This window comes from Serratia sp. 3ACOL1, from assembly GCF_003668775.1.
GTDB classification, from domain to species: domain Bacteria; phylum Pseudomonadota; class Gammaproteobacteria; order Enterobacterales; family Enterobacteriaceae; genus Chania; species Chania fonticola.
The window spans coordinates 606,195-620,927 of sequence record NZ_CP033055.1; the positions used below are offsets into that span (position 1 = coordinate 606,195).

Genomic DNA, 14,733 nt, shown 5'->3' on the forward strand with positions numbered 1-14,733 from the left:
CAAGAGATCATATTATGAGTAAATCAGCTTTTATGGTGTTTGTTTTTCTCACTATTATGCCTATTCATACGGCTTATTCTGCTATTACGCTGGATCGTACCAGGGTGATTTATGAAGGCGGCAGCAAAGCGATTAGTTTAAATATCAGTAATGAGAATAAGCAATTACCCTATTTGGCACAGGCGTGGATCGAGGATCATGAACAGCAGAAAGTCGCGGGGCCGTTAATTGTTACGCCGCCGATTCAGCGTCTTGAACCGGGTGCAAAAAGTATGGTGAGAATATCAGCGATGCCTGAGGCTAAAGCGTTGCCACAGGATCGGGAAACGTTATTTTATTTTAATCTACGTGAAATTCCCCCGCGCAGTGATAAATCCAATGTGATGCAAATCGCCTTGCAGACCAAAGTGAAGCTGTTTTATCGCCCGGCATCCATTGTGATGAAGCTAGGTGCAGTTTGGCAAAACCAGTTGGTGCTGCATAAAACCGCGACAGGTTACCAGATTGAAAACCCGACGCCTTATTACATCACCGTGGCGGGGATTGCGGCGCGGGCAAAAGGGCGTGAAGACAACGGTTTTGTGCCGGTAACTCTGGCGCCGAAAAGCCGTACCGATGTGAAATCAACAGTCTTTGACGCGCCTGTAGTCACCTATATCAACGATTACGGTGGGCGCCCTGAACTGGCATTTACCTGCGCGCAGCAGCGCTGTAGCGTGAACGACACCAAGTGATGAAAACCGTGGATTTCATTAAATGGGGATTGGTCAGCACAGTGGCAGCTTGGTCATTGCCAATGTTGGCAGAAAACCACACCCAGGTGGATGGCATGGTGGCTTCACTGGTGGTTAAAGGCTCGATCGTCGAATCGGCCTGTACGCTCGAGATGGTTTCTGAAGACCAAACCGTCAGCCTGGGGGGCATAGCCAGCCATGTATTAAACCGGTTTGGTGACGAAGCGCCACCCGTCGCCTTCCATTTATTGCTACGCGATTGTGGACACTGGGGTGGGGTAACTCGCAGTGCAGCACATGGCAATAACCTGGTCTGGGGAGCGGGCCAGCAAACGGTAGCTATCACCTTGCGCAGCAAACAGCAGCAAGGGGGGCTGGTCGCGGTAACAGGTCAGGCGAGGGGGTTGGCTTTACGGCTGGAGGATGAACAACATCGCCAGTTATGGCCCGGGATGCCCAGTCAGGCTCAGCTATTAATGCCTGGTGATAATCGCTTAACTTTTTACGTTATCCCACAGCGTACGGCTGAACGGCTGATCCCCGGAGCTTTCTACGCCGTGGTTAATTTTCAGTTGAGTTATGACTAATCAGTCTGTGATCCCGCACGCTGGAGGGAGGCCCTATGCGATGTAAATCTTTGCCTGCGATACCCCTATTCCTGATGCTTTGCGTATCGCAGGGACAAGCTGCTGCTGGAACGGCTATGAATTTCAAGGGACGCATTTTCGAACCCGCTTGTGAATTTAACGGTGGCAAAACCATTGACGTCGATTTTGGTAAGGTGGGGATCAAAAAGGTAGACGGCGTGAAGTATTCACAATTCACCGTGGTCAATCTAAATTGTAAAGAAAGCCTGGGTAAAAAACTACGTTTGCAGCTGCAAGGCGAAGCCACCGTTGGTGGGGGGAATATATTGACCACCAATATAGCCAACCTGGGTATTGCTATCCAGGATGCCAACGGGGGGCCGATTGTTTTAAATCGCTTTTTTGACGCGGTAGACCAAAAGACGTTCAGCTTTATTGCTGTACCGGTAAAAAAGGATACGGCAATCCCTTTGGGGACAGGGCAGTTCAGTGCCGTTGCAACGTTGGTATCAAGCTATTTCTAAGTGGAAGAGAGCAGGATGTATTATCGTGTGGTGTTAATTTTCTGTCTGTTGTTAGGGGTTAATCAGACCCTCGCGGCACAGGATTATAATATATCTCTACATGGCGAACTGGTTGAAGAACCTTGTACGCTAAGTATGGCATCGGTTAATCAGACCGTTAAATTAGGTAATGTCATTAAGAATACGCTTTATCTACATCAACGTACGCATAGCTATGGTTTCTCCATTGTATTGGAGGAGTGTGATATTAGCTTGGGGAACAGCGTTGAGATCGGTTTCAACGGTGTTGAGGACTTGCAACAGCCAGGCTTGCTGGCAGTCAACGGGATGGCGGAAGGTATTGCGATAGGATTAGAGACCGAGAAGGGGAAACCGCTGGAGATTAACAAGACGATTAAATCCTATTTACTCACCGACGGTAACCGTACTTTGAAATTTTCCGCTTACGTCAGTGCATCAGAGGCGGCTATTGACCACCAAGGGATTGTTGAGGGTGATTTTACCGCGAACGTGGCCTTTACCTTATATTATCCTTAATGATAGATGATAAAAACTGTTGTGGAGTTATTCCAGACTTTAGCTTTGTTGAGGGAATTATGCTGGGGATAGTGATAAAGGATAATAATGCAGCCTATGCATTGGGGCTGCGACTGGGTTTAGAGCAAGCGCTCGCTTCACGCAAACGGGCGGTTGAATATTTTGATTTAGCCGATGACGTAAGGCGCTGCGATATTATTTTTCAACAAATCGATCCAGGAACCGATTGCTTACTGGCAACACCCTATATCAAGCAGGGCTTCAAGGGTATATTTTTCCCCATTGTGGAGCGTGATACGAATGGGAAAGGGAAAAATGAGGTATGCGAATGCTTAAGGCACTTTCCTATCATATTCAGAGATGAGCCATTGGGCGCGGTGATAGAAAGAGTTGTTCGTCAGCTGGAAAGTCGTGACAGAATGAAGCATATTGAGCATGAAAGTATCATGACGAAATCATGCAGCGTTTGTGGCAGACTTAGACTTTCCTCGAATGAAATGAAAGTTATTAAATTTATAGCCAAAGAGTATACGCTGACACGGATATCCTATGTTTTAAAGAAAAGTGTAAAAACCATTTTTACGCAGAAAAAATCAGCAATGAAAAAGCTTAATCTGCAAACTAACCAGGAACTCTATTCGTTCATTAGTGATAATAAAGAAATGATTGGATTGTTTTAATGCTGCAAATGGACGAGGTTGGGTGCCTGCAATGTTTTTATTAAGGTTTTATTCAATGGATAGGGTGGCTATGATACTGAAAATGATGCTTGCTATATTACTCCTGATGCCTGCCGTAGCCAGCGCCAGTGAGATGAAGAATACCTGCTGGGACCCAGGCGGTAATAATGATTTCAACGTTAAACTTAACGACGGGGCTTTTTATAGCAGCAAGGCGGGGGCAACGGCTAAATTTAATTTTGCAGTGCCACTTGATTATATTGTGAGCTGTTGGATAGACAAAGACCCAAGCTGGGGTTATACACGTATAGAATGGTATAATCAAACCAAGACGAATTTGCCACTATCAGAATTCGGTGGCGGATTTTATAAGCTTAATGAAGACGTTGACATAAAAATGTATACTTTTTCGCTGAATATACATGATATCCCCAGCAAAACCGGGATTTTTGATGGAATAAACGATTTGGTACCCCCTGGAATTCATTCCTTTTACGTACGATTTACTAGCCGAACAGATACGAATACTATGACACTGCGTTTGCGCCGCGATCAGCTAGGTGGCACATTGATAATTCCGGCAAATGTAAAATTATTCCGGGCTTTTCGTTCAGCATGGAGTCAGACCGTTTTTAATGATACCCCTTTCATGAGTGTCTCGACGGCAGGGCAATTTATTCCTATCCCCCTAGTGTGTACCATTAATAACGGTACTGCTATTGAGGTGGACTTTGGCGATCTTGATAATACCCAGATCAGTAGCGATGGCAGCCGTTATGTCAAAACCATACCGCTACAATACCGTTGCAACAGTGCGGTAACGCAAGATATCGATATTAATCTTATTGCGGTTCCGGCAGCTTTCTCCTCAGAGCTTATTGCCACTACGCTGCCTGAGGATATTGGGGTGATGGTCAGATATAATGGCCAAGTGGTCAAACCGAACCAAAAGTTTCACACCACGCTACTTAACGGTATTGGGCAAGATGAATTACAGGCAGCTCCGGTGATTAGGGATGTGACTAAGGCCGTTACCGGCAGTTTCACGGCATCCGCCACCTTGATCATGACGGTACATTAACTATTGCCACAGTCGTGTGAGTCAAGGGGGAGATTCAGCGCCTGATACCAGGCGCTGAATTGAGACTACTGACAACCCCTCACCGGACTTAACACGTAGGGGCGCTGCATGCTGCGCCCATCTGAATAATCAATGGGTTAGCAAGGTTTGGTGCGTTTTTTTAACCAAATCAGCAACATTGCCACTTTGTCATCCATGTGAATTCAGCTTACTTTGTGACTTAACGGCCTAGAATGGCTTGGTTGGCAGGTACTTACCATCCAGCGTGATCACCGCGCGTTCACCGCCATCGGGGTCTTGGACCTTTTTGATATCCAGCTTGAAGTTGATGGCGCTGATCACCCCGTCACCAAATTGTTCATGCACCAGCGCCCGCAGGGTTGAGCCGTAGATCTGCACCATCTCGTAGAAACGATAGATGGTCGGATCGGTCGGCACACCGCCGGGAATACTGCCGCGCACCGGGATGGTTTGCAGCAGGCGCACCGCATCTTCATCCAAATCCAGCTTTGCGGCTACTACACGGGCGGCCTGTTCCGGCAACGGATGCTGGCCAAGTAGTGCGGCGGTCACAAACGCCAAGCTCAAGCCGGTGTCTTGATTAATGGCTTCGAAGGTCAGGCCTTTACGGACTTTAGCCTCCATGATGATGTCGGTCAGGTTCTGACGTGCGGAAGTGTTATGTAGAGACTGTGTCATGTTGACTCCAATAGGTTTGGTAGATTAGAAGCGTTGTATAGCTGGGCTGGCGGTGACGCTCGGGTTGCTCGCCAGCGGCACAAAACGGCGGGTATTGCCATCTAATGCATCAATACAGCCGGTAGCGATATCGTAGATCCAGCCATGCAGTCGCAGATTACCTCGATCGAGCGCCAGCGCGACCGAAGGGTGAGTTTTCAGGTTGGTCAGTTGGGCGATGACGTTTTCACGCACCATCGAGTTAATGCGATCGTGCTCGCTGGCGTGTTCATTCGCCTGATTGACTGCCTTGGCGGCATCGGCATAGCGCAGCCAGTTGGCTACGGTGGGCATGTGATCCAGGCATTTGCAGGTGGCGATGGCGGTCATGGCGCCGCAATCGGAGTGGCCGCAAATCACGATATCCTCTACGCCTAACGCGGCAACGGCATATTCCACCGAGGCCGAAACGCCACCGGGCTCAGGCCCGAAAGAAGGGACAATATTGCCCGCGTTGCGGATAACGAACAGGTCGCCTGGTTCGCGTTGGGTGATCAGCTCCGGCACCAATCGGCTGTCGGAACATGAGATAAATAGGGTGCGTGGGCTCTGGCTGGTGGCCAGACGTTTGAACAGTTCTGTGCGCTCAACAAAAGCCTCGCGCTGGAACTTCAGAAAACCGTCAATAACCTCTTGCATGGTGACTCCATCAATGTGTGGCTCGCTTTCAATGGAGGCAAGAATGGACTTTTCTAGCTATAGGTTCCAAGACTCATTTATAATCGTCACGATAGGGATAACTAATAGTAGAGGCGTTATGTTACTGCGGCACATACGTTACTTTCTGGCGGTGGCGGAGCAGGGGAACTTCACCCGGGCGGCGGAGGTGCTGCATGTTTCTCAGCCGACCTTGTCACAGCAGATCAAACAGTTGGAAGAGACGTTACAGGTAGAGCTGTTCGACCGTTCCGGGCGTAGGGTGCAACTCACCGATGCGGGTCAGGCATGGATGCGCTATGCCCGACTAGCATTACAGGATCTGGAGGCTGGCAAGCGGGCCATTCAGGATGTCGCGACGTTGGAACGCGGTAACCTGCGTTTGGCGATGACGCCGACCTTTACCTCCTACCTGATTGGACCGTTGGTCGACGGCTTTTTCCGGCGCTACCCGGGGATTACGCTGAACATCCGTGAGATGACGCAGGATAAGATGGAGGCGTTATTGTGCGATGACCAATTGGATCTGGGGATTGCCTTCGAGCCGGTTCACTCTGCGGATATAGCCGCTACCAGGTTGTTCACGGAGCGGCTGCAACTGATGGTAGGGAAGGGGCATCAGCTTGCCAAGCGCCGCGCCGCCTTGAGCGTAGCAGAGGTGCAACAGGTGCCGTTGGTGCTACTCAACGGTGACTTCGCTACGCGTCATTATGTAGATGAATATTTCCATCAGCACGCGATTTATCCTCAGGTTGCCATGGAGGCGAATGCGATTAGCGCCATCGTTGAGATTGTGCGCCACGGCCAGCTCGCGACCATTCTGCCGCAGGCCATCGCACGGAGTAATCCGCTGCTGCTGCCCATCAAGCTGTCGGTTCCCATGCCCGAGCGCCACGCCGTGGTGCTGCAACGCAAAGAGGGTTACCGCAGCGCCGCTTCACGAGCATTTATTGCGATGTTGCAAGATCAGGTCAAGGAAATGGGCTAAAAAAGTGACGGGTTTGGTTAGCTGTTAATGCGTTCTGAAGGAGATATTTAACAGGCGAATATCTCCACACCCCGAGCGCCGAGCAAATCTTCACCAAAACTTCCCACGATCTCTGTGTTGCGTTATGGCATAATGCGCGCCAAATCACATTCCTAATCAAATTAAGAGCGAGCGCTGTTTTAAGCACTAACTTTACATTTTTGATGAAATTAAAACAGCGCATGTTGTACATCAGTAGGTAGAATATTAACAAATAAATGTAAACTACTGAAAATTGTGAGCAATGCATTTATAAAAACTCTAAGAAGATGTTGAAGGACACTGTAATGAGATTTATACTTGTGAATTGTTAATATTACAGATGGAGTTTCTATGACACCTAAAGAAAGTTGCGAAAAAGAGATGGCACGATTTTTCAAAAAAATACTATGAGTATACTGCCTCATCGGATTCAGATGATCTGAAGGATTTACTTACAGTCATATGTAGTTCTGTAGAAAAATTCGAGAAAGCTTTTTATAATATCAGCAGCAATAATAAACGGTATATAGCATTAAAAGCACTGAGGAATTTCGCAACCCACAAGTCTGAATTGTTAAATGATACAAAAGCAATAGATTCTAAAAATTGGGGGAAGTTACGCGCTGATGTTACTATTATATGTCTAATACCAAAAAGGTCATTCGATTTTATATTGCGCGATACAAAGTCTGCTTATACAAAATCATGCTTAACTGACAGTTCTATAAATTATGGGGATTTCATTGATATATATCCAGCAATATTCAATTTCGCAGTAGACCTATATCTCCTCGTTAAAAAAGAAAATTTGAATATTTCAAATGATGGGTTTAATAATATGAATGCGTCTATACAGTATGAGATAGACAATGGATACTCGCATTACATATCAGGCGTTATAATTAGTTTAAATAACTTATCAGTTAGTCAATTGCTTGATGAATACACTGTGGATATTAGCAATAGAGAAAGTTCAAGAATTGAATCGAAAGAGTGTGATAACGGAATGCGCTCAATTATTGTTAAGCATGAAAACCCACATAAACAATTGAGACATCTATCTTATGCGGATAAAAAATTCATATTCGATGAGTTAATAGCGACTAAGGCTATAGAAGTCGAAGGTGGCGATGTTGCAATTAATCGACATTTGATACCTGTTGAAATATTGATAATTGAGGAGTTTACAAGTAAAAACTGAATTATCAAGAGAGGAGTAAGTAATAGTCAAGGCATTATGTTAATGTGGCACATTCGTTACTTTCTGTTGGGACGGAACAGGGAAACTCCACCCGGTAGTTGAGATATTTCTTCCACCTTTCAGCTCTGCTGTGAAAGGTGGAAGAAATATCTCAACGTTGGAACGCGGTAACCTAAGCTTGGTGATGACACCAATTTGTACCACTTAACTGATTAACTCGGTAGTCAACGGATTAAAAAGTGCTAGTTACAAGTTGTATGTCAGGAGGAAATCCTCCTCCTGACTTGCTGATAGTTGTAACTTTCGGTAAAAATAAAATGATAGTCTATATCAATTTTTCCCCGTTTTCTCTCCAACGTTTTCTCACTATTGAATCAAATTCTATATCTTTTAATTGTAATTTATCAGCATGCTCCAGCACTATAACTTGCGGTAAAAAGCCAGATGCTTTATATATATAATTCAGCACTGCATTTATAGTGTTGAAAATATTTTCAACTTGTTTGATATCAGAGTGTTTTGCTAATTTCCGATCTGAATCAGAAGGGAAATAAACTTGACTTGGTTGATCTAAAAATAAAAAAGCTGGTATGCAAGATTTTTCTTCTATTGATAACAAGAATAATAAACCTAAGAAAAGAGATAAGTGGCATGCCAACCAGTTTGCACCGCTTCCCATTTCATGTAAACTTATTCTTTCTCCTTCATGATAGTGATAAAAGTCGAAATCCTTCAACGAGAAGTATAGTTTCGCTGGTTTTAATTCTTCTTCAAAATCTAGTTCATTGCAAATTTGAGTCATTACCCGTGAAAGCCGATTCTCACTAGATGAGTATTTTTTTTCTAAATCATATTGTAATAATTCAGTTTCTAGTTTTTTTAACCTATCTCTCAACGTCTTTAGGTTATCACTTGAATTAATAATATCATTGTTTTTAAAGAAAGAAGATATTAGCGAGGTGACTTTCCCTCTCATAAAACTAGCTTTTTCTCTAAAGTTATTAAATTTACTTAACTCTATCTTGTTTTTTTCGTAATCTTTTATTTTTGCATTTAATATTCTAACGTCCTTCTTTATACTATCTTTTAATTTAATTAATCTTTCCAGTTCCTGTGAAGTATCCTCTTGAAAATATTGTAGCTTATTTATATCGGAAATTAACTTTTCCTGATGTAGTTCCAATTCTTTTAACTCATTACTGAGTTCGGGTTGCACACTAGAGCATAGGGGGCAAGTTATTATTTCTCCAGGCTCAAATATACCAAATGTGCTTTTTATTTTAGATAAATCAATGGCTTGATTGATAGATATATCAGAGCAGTTATCTAGGATTGCAATTTTTCTGTTAATCTCGATTAGTTTTGAGTTCAGCTCTACTAGTGAATTATTTGCATCTTGATAGTTTTTTTCTGTCTGAGGTGAACCATGTGGAATATCAGGTACTGGTGGGAGATTTTTAGCCAACATTAATAGTTTAGAGTAAGAAATATTTTCGTCTATTTTATAGTCAATAGCAGAAAGGTACTCCTCAACAAGATTTTTTATTATTCTCTTGTTTTCATCTTGAGTGTTCTTTGCATGCATTTCTATTTTTTCTTGGGTACGTATTTTTTTTAATGTATCATCGCGCTCTCTTATAAGTCTATAATAATTCCCTTCCACCCAACCTAAAAATATAGGCAGTTCTTTTATTGTCCTGTCTCTTTTTACAAAATCATGGAATCTATAGAACAGAGCATGCTTGTTTGCTATTAGATTCTGATGCTGAAATAGCAATGACACTGCATTTCTAATTGACGCTTTACCATGATGAAAACTATTTATTTCATCTTTCATATCTAAAACGGACAGGCCAAGATATGTTTCAAATTTGGATTGTGCTGCTTTTATAGTTGTTGGGGATTGGTTGTCAAAATAATTAAGGCTCAAAGGGGATATGTTATCCTTATTGGTTTCCAGTTTTATAAATGCTTTTGATCCCAAATTGGTTTTTGGAGCATGTCTACCAACAATTATGTAACTATCCTTTAGTTTAAAAACTACAGAGTAAAAATATGCAAATGTCGTGATAACCCCTTTGGGAATACTTGATGTTTTTGAGAATAAACAGTAATCGACTATTTCTAGTAAGGCGCTCTTTCCTGTTTTAGAGTCACCAGTGATTACATTAAGCCCATTTGTTAACTCAATGAACCTGTGATCTCCTGATTCATTGAAGATATTTATTGATTCGATGATAGCTTTCATTATTTCGCTCCAAATCTAATCATTAGCTCCACGGATTCTTCTTTGGCAAAAATCGCACCTAAATTGTATGCTGCCTTACAGTGCTTTTTTACATGGGAATCACTTAGCGAATTAAAGTTAGTAGAAATGTTCTCTAGATATATTCTATTATTGATTTTTATTTTGCAAGAGGATGCCAAAGTTATTAGCCCGGCTTTTACTATCGGTCTATAGAAATTTATTAAATCACGTGATGAAATAAACTCTCCCCTTAGTTTCGGATTTGTAGTTATCTTACTTAGATTCGAGCTTTTGTTTCCATGTGATAACTCGTCTACAACAGACTCGTTTAATATAAATGGGATTGAGAGATAGATGAGTTCCAACTCTATCCCATTTTTTTTTATTTGTTGTGCCCCGGATAGAAAATATCTTAACAATAAGGCAATCCATAAAGGAGAGTTCAACAGCGCTGAGATTTCTTTTGGTCTCATTTGTTATCCTCCAGAAATATCCAAGAAAAATCCTTTCTATCTACAATGGAATGTATCCTACCTTTTTGGTAATAGCCCGCTATTTCTTGTATTCCAAGTATCTTCTTGTTGTTTAGTAATAAACATTCTGAGTACATTTTTTTTGAAGTCGAAACTATTTCTAATTCTTTCTGTTTTTCATGAGAGATCACGGCTGAATGCTTTAACTTTACAAGAGAAAGATCATCGCAAAGCGCGTCATCAAATTCCTCAAGATTGTCAGCCATGGATGAGTGAAGCTTTAGTATCTTTAGCGCACTTCTTTCCGCACGAAGAAAGTCTACTATAGCATTATTTACAATTGTATCATCGAGATCGATTTTTTTTAATTCATCAATAAAATTAAATTTTGATGCATCGCTTCTATTTACGTCTTTTTTAGCTACGTGAGGGAATGGATAATCTTTATCTATGAATGGTTTTGCAAATCCCTCCATCTCTCTTTTAAACTCATTGCGATCGATGTGCCATCTATCCATGTCGTCGATAGCTTTCATTGATATATAACCTAGCATTTTATGCATGAAACTATCCACATGTTGGTCAGGTATGATAAGAAATGATGCATGTGACTTGAGCTCTTCATACTTTTGATTAATCATGGGTTGAGAACCAATGATTGTTAATTTTTCTAGTATGGTTAGTAATTTGTTTTTTTCATAACTAAAAATGAAGTCGTGATACTTTGATATTGTTTTGTTTGATTTTACTGATGTTATGCGAGAAAGTTTTATTTCTGCGGTAACATTATTCCAATTAAAAAAAATAGAAGCATCATTAATTTCTGATGTGGTTAACAGTTCAAACCTATTAAAACCAGAGAGTATCGGGTATTCATTGGCTAGATTATATAGTGTTTTCCAAAAATCTATGTGGGCGTCGTTTAAAACACTTCGAGTTAAATGATGTTTTACCTCTGTGCTTTTATCCGCAAGAGCTATGTCCCCAAAACATTCAATCCAAATTGTTTCATTCTCTTTAGCATTTAAACAGGACTCTAATGCTAGGAGTTTTTGATAGTCAAAACCAAGAAGTTTTTTTGTTGCGTTATTGGAGGCTCCTTCCATACTTTGAGTCCTTTTTTAGCTAATTTTACATGTAACAAGGGTTAGATAATAACTAAATATAACTTGTCTTTGTACTGTGTTTACATACACTAAAAATTGATAACAAGCTGTTATTATGATCATGATAAAATCAAGTAAAAAGCTAGATTCGAAAATCCATTGTTAGATCTCTATTGTTGAGCTTCTAGCCACTTATACACACACCTCAGGCGGGAGGGGACTTGGTTTGTTTCTACTATATAGTTAGCCCATTTAGTAACGGCCTATCCCTATAGAAACAAGTGTCGATTTACTAGCCTAGCTTAATCAGAGGGTTATTTTTGCTAGTTAAGCCTCATGTTTTGACCTTCTCCCCTTTGACTAACCACCATTAGAATAGGTCTTGCCTTGTGTTGCTTAAAAAGCAGCCAAAAATCCTCGCGATCTCTGACCGCCGTTATGGCATAATGCGCGCCAAATCACATTCCCAATCAAATTAAGAGCGAGCGCTGTGTTAAGCACTAACAACATCACTATGCAGTTCGGCAGTAAGCCGTTGTTTGAAAACATCTCTGTCAAATTTGGCGGCGGTAACCGCTATGGTCTGATCGGAGCCAACGGCTGCGGTAAATCGACGTTCATGAAAATCCTCGGTGGCGATCTGGCGCCGAGCGGCGGTAACGTGTTCCTGGATCCGAATGAGCGCCTGGGTAAACTGCGCCAGGATCAGTTCGCTTTTGAACAGTTCAGCGTGCTGGACACCGTGATCATGGGCCACACCGAGCTGTGGGCGGTGAAGGAAGAGCGTGACCGCATCTACGCCATGGCGGAGATGAGCGAAGAAGACGGCTATAAAGTGGCCGATCTGGAAGTGGCCTATGGCGAGATGGACGGCTACACCGCAGAAGCACGTGCCGGTGAGTTGCTGCTTGGCGTGGGTATTCCGGTAGAACAGCATTATGGCCCGATGAGTGAGATCGCTCCCGGCTTCAAACTGCGTGTTCTGTTGGCTCAGGCCCTGTTCTCCGATCCGGAAATCCTGCTGCTCGACGAACCAACGAACAACCTGGACATCGATACCATTCGCTGGCTGGAGCAGGTGCTGAACGAGCGTAACAGCACCATGATCATCATTTCGCACGACCGTCACTTCCTGAACATGGTTTGTACCCACATGGCGGATCTGGACTACGGCGAACTGCGTGTCTACCCAGGCAACTACGACGAATACATGACGGCGGCTACCCAGGCTCGTGAGCGCCTGATGTCTGACAACGCCAAGAAGAAGGCACAGATTAACGAATTGCAGTCCTTCGTTAGCCGCTTCAGCGCCAACGCCTCAAAATCCAAGCAGGCTACCTCTCGTGCCCGCCAGATTGACAAGATCCAGTTGGAAGAGGTGAAAGCCTCCAGCCGTCAGAACCCGTTCATCCGTTTTGAGCAGGACAAGAAGCTGTTCCGTAACGCGCTGGAAGTGGAAGCGCTGGCCAAAGGCTTCGACAACGGCCCGCTGTTCAGCAAACTTAACCTGATGGTTGAAGTGGGCGAGAAAGTGGCGATCCTGGGTGCCAACGGTATCGGTAAATCCACCCTGCTGAAAACGCTGGTGGGTGACCTGCAGCCGGATCACGGTAGTGTGAAATGGTCCGAAAACGCCAAGATCGGTTACTACGCACAGGATCACGAATACGAGTTCGATGAAACCCTGAGCGTGTTCGACTGGATGAGCCAGTGGAAGCAGGAAAAGGACGATGAGCAGGCGGTACGCAGCATTCTTGGCCGCCTGTTGTTCAGCCAGGACGATATCAAGAAGCGCGTAAAAGTGCTGTCCGGTGGTGAGAAGGGCCGTATGCTGTTCGGCAAGATCATGATGCAGCGTCCGAACATCCTGATCATGGATGAACCGACCAACCACATGGATATGGAATCCATCGAGTCACTGAACATGGCGTTGGAAATGTATGAAGGCACCTTGATCTTCGTTTCCCACGACCGTGAGTTCGTTAGCTCGTTGGCCACCCGTGTTCTTGAAATGACCCCGAACAAGGTGATCGACTTTACCGGCAACTACGAAGACTACCTGCGTAGCCAGGGTATCAACTGATCCCTTCGAGTCTTACCGCACGCCCCTCACCCCAACCCTCTCCCACAGGGAGAGGGAGCTGCCCGGAGTAGGTAATTAGCCCGTGCAGCTTCGGAAAGTAGGGAGTAAAAACAAGAAAGGCAAGGTTTTACCCAGGGCAATCAACGAACTCGATCTGTCCCCCAACCCTCCCACAGGGAGAAGGAGCAGTCCAGAGCGAGTGGTTAGCCCGTACGGCTTCGGAACGTGATGAGTAAGAAAACGATAGGTATTACGCAGAAGAATCAACGAACTCGATCTGTCCCCTCTCCTTTTGGGAGAGGGTTAGGGTGAGGGGGCCTAATCTTTACTACACACTTCACACCGCGGATCCTTCGGCAGCTTCATCTCGCGAAACTGCATACTCATCGCATCAAACATCAACAACTTCCCTACCAAAGGCTGGCCATAGTTTGCCAACAGCTTGATGGCTTCCATCGCCTGCAGCGTACCGATAGTGCCGACTAAAGGCGCCATCACGCCAGCCTCAACGCAGGTCAGCGCATTTTCCCCAAACAGCCTGCTCAGGCAGCGATAACAGGGCTGTTCCGGCTGATAGGTAAAGACGCTGAGCTGACCTTCCATGCGGATGGCAGCCCCTGAGACCAGCGGTTTACGCTGTGCATGGCACAGGCGGTTGAGCAGATCGCGGGTCGCCACGTTATCGGTACAGTCCAGCACCACGTCGCAGGCGGCAATCTGCGCCGCCATTTGCTCGTCATCCAGCTGTGTGTCCAGGGTATCAATACGGATATGAGGATTGATGGAGCTCAGCTCGATGCGGGCAGATTCGACCTTCGCCATACCAATGCGGTCATCCCGGTGCAGGATCTGGCGCTGTAGATTGGAGAGGGAAACCGTGTCGAAATCAACCAGCGTCAGATGGCCTACGCCAGCGGCAGCCAAATAAGGCGCCGCCGCACAGCCCAGCCCGCCAAGCCCAACGATCAGCACGTGCGCCGCCTGCAGCTTTTCCTGACCGTCGAAGTCGAATCCCCGCAGTACGATCTGGCGGTTGTAGCGCAGCGCTTGTGCATCGGTTAATTCCGGCAGCATG

The 14,733-nt window shown here is 44.6% G+C and carries 15 protein-coding genes; 9 read left to right on the forward strand and 6 right to left on the reverse strand.

Annotation, left to right across the window (positions count from 1 at the left end; genetic code table 11):
• Nucleotides 1-14 precede the first annotated feature (14 nt).
• The 6 genes from D9980_RS02940 to D9980_RS02965 all read left to right on the forward strand — a co-directional run bounded on the left by D9980_RS02940 (nucleotide 15) and on the right by D9980_RS02965 (nucleotide 4,143).
• The gene (locus D9980_RS02940) at nucleotides 15-734 is read left to right on the forward strand and encodes a fimbria/pilus periplasmic chaperone (RefSeq protein WP_121606356.1); all 720 of its coding nucleotides are present in this window, start codon (nucleotides 15-17) and stop codon (nucleotides 732-734) included.
• Nucleotides 735-742: 8 nt separating this feature from the next.
• Nucleotides 743-1,321, forward strand: coding sequence for a fimbrial protein (locus D9980_RS02945; RefSeq protein WP_162304222.1), 579 nt, complete (start codon nucleotides 743-745; stop codon nucleotides 1,319-1,321).
• Nucleotides 1,322-1,437: 116 nt separating this feature from the next.
• Entirely contained in the window at nucleotides 1,438-1,845 is a 408-nt protein-coding gene (locus tag D9980_RS02950; RefSeq protein WP_162304223.1) for a fimbrial protein, read from the forward strand.
• Nucleotides 1,846-1,860: 15 nt separating this feature from the next.
• Complete coding sequence (locus tag D9980_RS02955; RefSeq protein ID WP_121606359.1) at nucleotides 1,861-2,382, forward strand: fimbrial protein; 522 nt, start codon at nucleotides 1,861-1,863, stop codon at nucleotides 2,380-2,382.
• Nucleotides 2,382-3,062, forward strand: a complete 681-nt coding sequence (locus D9980_RS02960; RefSeq protein ID WP_121606360.1) for a LuxR C-terminal-related transcriptional regulator — start codon at nucleotides 2,382-2,384, stop codon at nucleotides 3,060-3,062. Before D9980_RS02955 ends, D9980_RS02960 begins: the two co-directional genes overlap by 1 nt.
• A gap of 70 nt (nucleotides 3,063-3,132) precedes the next feature.
• Complete coding sequence (locus D9980_RS02965; RefSeq protein ID WP_162304224.1) at nucleotides 3,133-4,143, forward strand: fimbrial protein; 1,011 nt, start codon at nucleotides 3,133-3,135, stop codon at nucleotides 4,141-4,143.
• Between the two features lie 228 nt (nucleotides 4,144-4,371).
• On the opposite strand, the gene cynS is transcribed toward D9980_RS02965, so the two are convergent.
• Both cynS and D9980_RS02975 read right to left on the reverse strand, forming a co-directional pair.
• Nucleotides 4,372-4,842, reverse strand: coding sequence for a cyanase (gene cynS / locus D9980_RS02970; protein WP_121606362.1), 471 nt, complete (start codon nucleotides 4,840-4,842; stop codon nucleotides 4,372-4,374).
• 24 nt (nucleotides 4,843-4,866) lie between these two features.
• On the reverse strand, nucleotides 4,867-5,520 hold the full coding sequence (locus D9980_RS02975; protein WP_024485977.1) for a carbonic anhydrase: 654 nt from the start codon (nucleotides 5,518-5,520) through the stop codon (nucleotides 4,867-4,869).
• Between the two features lie 118 nt (nucleotides 5,521-5,638).
• Between D9980_RS02975 and cynR the strand changes: the two genes are divergently transcribed.
• Both cynR and D9980_RS02985 read left to right on the forward strand, forming a co-directional pair.
• A complete protein-coding gene (cynR, locus tag D9980_RS02980) occupies nucleotides 5,639-6,526 on the forward strand; it encodes a transcriptional regulator CynR (RefSeq protein WP_121606363.1) in 888 nt (295 codons plus the stop codon).
• A gap of 592 nt (nucleotides 6,527-7,118) precedes the next feature.
• A complete protein-coding gene (locus tag D9980_RS02985; RefSeq protein ID WP_121606364.1) occupies nucleotides 7,119-7,748 on the forward strand; it encodes a hypothetical protein in 630 nt (209 codons plus the stop codon).
• 325 nt (nucleotides 7,749-8,073) lie between these two features.
• Here D9980_RS02985 and D9980_RS02990 read toward each other — a convergent pair whose 3' ends face one another.
• The 3 genes from D9980_RS02990 to D9980_RS03000 are packed head-to-tail and all read right to left on the reverse strand — an operon-like array spanning nucleotide 8,074 to nucleotide 11,575.
• Nucleotides 8,074-9,996: a DUF3732 domain-containing protein gene (locus D9980_RS02990; RefSeq protein WP_121606365.1), complete on the reverse strand. Its 1,923-nt coding sequence runs from the start codon at nucleotides 9,994-9,996 to the stop codon at nucleotides 8,074-8,076.
• Nucleotides 9,996-10,469: a three component ABC system middle component gene (locus D9980_RS02995; protein ID WP_121606366.1), complete on the reverse strand. Its 474-nt coding sequence runs from the start codon at nucleotides 10,467-10,469 to the stop codon at nucleotides 9,996-9,998. Before D9980_RS02995 ends, D9980_RS02990 begins: the two co-directional genes overlap by 1 nt.
• On the reverse strand, nucleotides 10,466-11,575 hold the full coding sequence (locus D9980_RS03000; protein WP_121606367.1) for an ABC-three component system protein: 1,110 nt from the start codon (nucleotides 11,573-11,575) through the stop codon (nucleotides 10,466-10,468). The genes D9980_RS02995 and D9980_RS03000 overlap by 4 nt, the downstream gene beginning before the upstream one ends.
• A gap of 490 nt (nucleotides 11,576-12,065) precedes the next feature.
• On the opposite strand from D9980_RS03000, the gene D9980_RS03005 reads away from it, so the two are divergent.
• On the forward strand, nucleotides 12,066-13,658 hold the full coding sequence (locus tag D9980_RS03005) for an ABC-F family ATPase (protein WP_121606368.1): 1,593 nt from the start codon (nucleotides 12,066-12,068) through the stop codon (nucleotides 13,656-13,658).
• A gap of 318 nt (nucleotides 13,659-13,976) precedes the next feature.
• Here D9980_RS03005 and moeB read toward each other — a convergent pair whose 3' ends face one another.
• Nucleotides 13,977-14,732: a molybdopterin-synthase adenylyltransferase MoeB gene (gene moeB, locus D9980_RS03010; protein ID WP_121606369.1), complete on the reverse strand. Its 756-nt coding sequence runs from the start codon at nucleotides 14,730-14,732 to the stop codon at nucleotides 13,977-13,979.
• Nucleotide 14,733 lies beyond the last annotated feature (1 nt).

What these genes read in the sequence shown, in the direction of transcription:
- cynR (WP_121606363.1), top strand. Translation starts at nt 5,639, where the DNA reads ATGTTACTGCGGCACATACGTTACTTTCTGGCGGTGGCGGAGCAGGGG.
- D9980_RS02965 (WP_162304224.1), top strand. Translation starts at nt 3,133, where the DNA reads ATGATACTGAAAATGATGCTTGCTATATTACTCCTGATGCCTGCCGTA.
- moeB (WP_121606369.1), bottom strand. Translation starts at nt 14,732, where the DNA reads ATGCTGCCGGAATTAACCGATGCACAAGCGCTGCGCTACAACCGCCAG.
- D9980_RS02960 (WP_121606360.1), top strand. Translation starts at nt 2,382, where the DNA reads ATGATAGATGATAAAAACTGTTGTGGAGTTATTCCAGACTTTAGCTTT.
- D9980_RS02975 (WP_024485977.1), bottom strand. Translation starts at nt 5,520, where the DNA reads ATGCAAGAGGTTATTGACGGTTTTCTGAAGTTCCAGCGCGAGGCTTTT.
- D9980_RS02990 (WP_121606365.1), bottom strand. Translation starts at nt 9,996, where the DNA reads ATGAAAGCTATCATCGAATCAATAAATATCTTCAATGAATCAGGAGAT.
- D9980_RS02950 (WP_162304223.1), top strand. Translation starts at nt 1,438, where the DNA reads ATGAATTTCAAGGGACGCATTTTCGAACCCGCTTGTGAATTTAACGGT.
- D9980_RS02955 (WP_121606359.1), top strand. Translation starts at nt 1,861, where the DNA reads ATGTATTATCGTGTGGTGTTAATTTTCTGTCTGTTGTTAGGGGTTAAT.
- D9980_RS02940 (WP_121606356.1), top strand. Translation starts at nt 15, where the DNA reads ATGAGTAAATCAGCTTTTATGGTGTTTGTTTTTCTCACTATTATGCCT.
- D9980_RS03000 (WP_121606367.1), bottom strand. Translation starts at nt 11,575, where the DNA reads ATGGAAGGAGCCTCCAATAACGCAACAAAAAAACTTCTTGGTTTTGAC.
- D9980_RS02995 (WP_121606366.1), bottom strand. Translation starts at nt 10,469, where the DNA reads ATGAGACCAAAAGAAATCTCAGCGCTGTTGAACTCTCCTTTATGGATT.
- cynS (WP_121606362.1), bottom strand. Translation starts at nt 4,842, where the DNA reads ATGACACAGTCTCTACATAACACTTCCGCACGTCAGAACCTGACCGAC.